2 protein-coding genes and 1 pseudogene are annotated in these 1,862 nt (G+C 58.3%); 1 reads left to right on the top strand and 2 read right to left on the bottom strand.

Features of this window, described 5'->3' with window-relative positions:
* On the top strand, positions 1 to 613 hold a 613-nt coding region (locus WB528_RS19095; RefSeq protein WP_423889957.1), incomplete at its 5' end, for a peptidylprolyl isomerase.
* A 379-nt stretch (positions 614 to 992) separates the two neighbouring features.
* Here WB528_RS19095 and WB528_RS19100 read toward each other — a convergent pair.
* Positions 993 to 1,478 (bottom strand): DUF2478 domain-containing protein, encoded by a 486-nt coding sequence (locus WB528_RS19100; protein ID WP_423889958.1) that lies wholly within the window; start codon positions 1,476 to 1,478, stop codon positions 993 to 995.
* 99 nt (positions 1,479 to 1,577) lie between these two features.
* Positions 1,578 to 1,853, bottom strand: a pseudogene (locus WB528_RS19105) (carboxymuconolactone decarboxylase family protein).
* Positions 1,854 to 1,862: the final 9 nt, after the last annotated feature.

The raw sequence follows: 1,862 nt of genomic DNA on the forward strand, positions 1-1,862 counted from the left end.
GTTGGGATCGGCGGCAACGGAGGAGGAAACAGTCGACGGGGCGATTGAGACGCTTCTTGTGCGGGAGGTCGTCACGCCCTCGCCAGACGACGAAGAATGCCGACGCTACTACGAGGGCCATCGGCGCGAGTTTCAAAGTGGCGACCTCGTCCACGCGCGGCACATCCTCTTCCAGATTACGCCGCAGGTAAACGTGCCGCAGATGCGAGCACGCGCCGAGCACACGCTGAACGAACTGCTGGCTGCGCCGGAGCGCTTCGAGGCGCTGGCGCGCGAATTGTCCAACTGCCCGTCGGGTCAGCAGGGCGGCAACCTTGGACAGATCGAGCGGGGAGACACCGTGCCGGAATTTGAAAAGGTGCTCTTCAAGTTCGGAGCCTCTGGAATTTTACGCGATCTCGTCAAAACACGTTACGGCTTTCACATCGTGGCAATCGATCGAAGCATCCCGGGAAAAGCATTTCCCTTCCAGAAAGTGCACAAACAGATCGCTGAGCGGCTGCGTTCCACCGTGGAGGAAAACGCCATTCGGCAGTATATAAGCATACTCGCAGGCCAGGCGGACATTTCGGGCGCCGACCTTGCTGGTTCGCAAACGCCCTTGGTGCAATAGCGTCGATATTCCGCGTCGCTTGCGCGCGTGAAGCCGTCTTCCCGGCTTACGATCAATGTGCCGATAAACGTCATGCGAGCGGATACTTCGTCTTGGATAACAGTCGTTCGGCGCCTGCTAACGCCGGTCGACCGACGTAATTGTCATCTTTTCCTGCCGGTATTTTATCAGCTCGCGACCGCGATTCTTGCCCTCTCGAAAATCGCCTGCCCGACACGGCGTCTCGTCAGCGCGGCGCGAGGTCACGACCTTGCTTGCCGAAGTCATCGGCGTCGGTCCGCAGACAAGGGCGGTCTCAAAAGTTCTTTTTCTATCCATTGCGAAATCACACCGCAAAAACGGGCCAGGCCGTCGCTACATCGGTCGCGGCCTTAGAAATTTAGTGAACCGCTGGGTCGTTGAGCATCGTCCGACGCCATGCGTCGATCTCGTTTAGCTCGGCCGGCACAACGTCAAAGAGCGGCGAAGCAAAGGCGTCCCATGCCGCCTCGAACGCCGGTGATACCGACGTCAGGATGGGTAATCCCGCGTCTATTGCCGATGTGAACGCTGTGAGGAGGCCCTCTCGCGACGCTTCGAGTTTGCCAAACCTGCTCAGTATGACGAGATGGCAGCCGGCGGCGATGTCCCGTTCAATCGCCTCGGTTGCCGACACGGCGCCCGATCCCTGCAAATGACACGCTTCGGATTCAGCGCCGAGATCCTGAAAAATTGGATAGAGGATTCCGCTGGTGATGCTACGCAAATATCCAGCACTGCATTTTCTGCCCGCGAGAACCGTGCGGTTCTTCGACCACACCGGCGACGCGAATACTGGGCTTCCAACGCTCAGCCATCTTCCGGAATATCCCTTGAATGGTTGCACTCGGCACGCCTTTCACCACAGCTATTCTCTTCATCGATGCCTCCTTCGGAGAATTGGTCCGATAGACCGTAGCGCCGCGTTCTGAGTCGGTTTCCCACCCTATTGCGTTGCTCTTAGTGCATCGAGCATGACCGTCGAATGCGCAAATGCAGCGCCAGCTCTCATCTCCGCCGCGACCCACACTGCTTCCATCAGCTCTTGCGCCGACGCCCCCGCGCGTTGGGCTGCCTTGGTGTGGCCGGTGATACATTAGGGACATTGCGTAACGTGCGCGACGGCTACCGCAATCAATTGCTTGGTCTTGCTCGAAAGCTCCCCTTCCAAAAACACGGACTTACTGAAGGCTTGAAACGCTGCCTCCGTTTCTGTTACAATGCTTCTCCG

Source organism: Bradyrhizobium sp., from assembly GCF_049586575.1.
Taxonomy (GTDB): domain Bacteria; phylum Pseudomonadota; class Alphaproteobacteria; order Rhizobiales; family Xanthobacteraceae; genus Bradyrhizobium.